This window comes from Ulvibacterium marinum, assembly GCF_003626755.1.
In the GTDB taxonomy this organism is placed as follows: Bacteria; Bacteroidota; Bacteroidia; order Flavobacteriales; family Flavobacteriaceae; genus Ulvibacterium; species Ulvibacterium marinum.
The window spans coordinates 1-1,773 of record NZ_RBCJ01000011.1; the positions used below are offsets into that span (position 1 = coordinate 1).

1 protein-coding gene is annotated in these 1,773 nt (G+C 56.2%); it reads right to left on the reverse strand.

Features of this window, described 5'->3' with window-relative positions:
• Positions 1–1,773, reverse strand: a 1,773-nt coding sequence (locus tag D7Z94_RS25495) for a T9SS type B sorting domain-containing protein (protein ID WP_147416020.1), incomplete at both ends; no start/stop codon positions are given.

Below are 1,773 nucleotides of genomic sequence, written 5' to 3' on the forward strand. Positions count from 1 at the left end.
GTAAAATGCCCGGTAAAGGCCCTTCCTCCCTGGAGCTCGTAGCGGAACCAGTAGTCCGATGAGGGCATGGCTACGCCCCGAAAGGTACCGTCCCAGCCGGGGCCGTCCGGGAGCAGCTGGACGATCAGCTTCCCGTAGCGGTCATAGATATAGAGCTTGGATTCCGGATATCCTTCCGCACCTATGATGTTCCAATGTTCATGGGAACCGTCCCCGTTGGGGGTAAAGAACTTTTGGTAGCCCAGTGCGATGATCTCCTTCTCCAGGGTACGGCACAGAAACTTGTCCCGGACGTAGATCGTATATTCGCCGGGAAAGACCTCCAGACGATTACTGTCCTGATAGTTCTCCCCGTCCACCGAGTATTCGAACTCCCCTACCCCCGTGGCCGTCACTTCTATGGTGACACGGTCCCCGAAACCGACGATCTCCGTGGTGATGCTTTCGGGGGCACCCGAGGAGATTACCTCGAAGGAAACCGTTCCTTCACAGGTGACACCGTTTTGGGTCCGGGCGACCGTAAGCGAATAGTTGCCGAGTTCCGTAATATCAAGGTTACGGTCCGTGCCAATTTCCGTATCACTTTCGTCGCGCCAGGACCAGCTCTCGAAATCGCCCCCGTCCAGGTTCAGCTCCGGGCTGTCCGGACAGATGACATAGGTATCTTCCAATTGGGCCTGTGGCCATGGGTTGATGATGAGCTCGAAGCTGGCGGTATCGTAGCAATCTTCATTTTCGTTGTTCTGGATACGGGCATAGAGGGTCTCCCGGGCCGATACGTTGGTATAGGCCGACTTCGGCAGTGCGTTACTATTGGCATCCGCATCGGTCTGGGCGGCAAAGTACAGGACCGTAAAACCGTCCGGGTCCTGGCCGTCCAGCACCTCGGCGTCCTTGGCCGAAAGGTCAAGGGTACGTATCCCCGTGCCATCGGTAGCGCAGACGATAAGGGGCTCCGGGACATGGGCCGTTGGGGTGTCGAAGACCTGCAATTGGAACGACCCGGTTCCGTAACAGTCCGGATGGTTCGTATTCTCCATCCTAAAGTAAACGGTCTGCGGGTCGGTGGTATTCCGATAGGTCCCTCCTAGGGCATTGATCGCGTTGTCGGCATCGTTCTGGGATCCGTAAAAGGAAACGGAGTTGCCCGTGGTACCGTCCAATATTTCACCGACCTTATCGCCAAGGTCAAAGGTATGGCGGCCATCGTTGTCATCGTCGCAGACCTGCCAATCCGATACCTCGGGCGGTACCGGCGTATCGAAGATGTTCAGTTGGAAGGAAGTGGTGTCATAACAGCTGGGATCGGAAACGTTTTCTACCCGGACATAAATCGTATTTTGGTAGGCCGTGGACGGATAATTTGTGGCATTTAGGGTATTGCTCCCGGTATCGGCATCCGCCTGGTTTTCGTGGTAGCTCAGGACCAGCCCGGCCGGGTTCTGGCCACCGATGATCTCCGCCTGCGCTGCCGTCAGGTCGAAAACGGCCTGGCCGTCGTTGTCGGTATCGCAATACTCCAGATCTTGGGGCGTGTGGGCCGTTACTTGGTCGATGACCTCCAATCGGAAACTTCCGGTCCCGTAACATTCGGGATATGCGCTGTTGGCTATCCGGAAATATAGGGTCTCCGGTGTTGTGGTGTTCGTATAGTTCGGGCCGATGGGGTTTATAGCGTTATCGGCATCTGCTTGGGTAGTATGGTAGCTTACCGAGAAATCGGCCGGATCCTGTCCGTCCAGTACCTCATTGTCCTTGGTGGAGAGGTCGAAG